The 258-nt window shown below is 55.4% G+C and carries 1 protein-coding gene; it reads right to left on the bottom strand.

Going from position 1 to position 258, the window contains the following annotated elements:
• On the bottom strand, positions 1-235 hold a 235-nt coding region (locus tag Q4563_RS20825), incomplete at its 3' end, for a hypothetical protein (RefSeq protein ID WP_303605874.1).
• Positions 236-258 lie beyond the last annotated feature (23 nt).

The raw sequence follows: 258 nt of genomic DNA on the forward strand, positions 1-258 counted from the left end.
GGCTTTTCAGCATCACCGGCCCCAGCGACAGAGCAGTATCTGTGAACGGCTGGGTGCGGGCACCTTCAGGGCCAAACAGCAACAAGCCAACACCCACCATGGCAACGTGTACCGCGATTGAAACAATCAATAACACCAGTGGTTGGGCAGAGGCGATCGGCTGGAAGAAAATCCGATACATTACCGGGCCGATAGGTACCAGCAGCAACATGGTCAGCAAAGCCTGGGCAAACATCGGGATTTGATCCAGTGTCAGGC

The organism is Gilvimarinus sp. 1_MG-2023 (genome assembly GCF_030548285.1).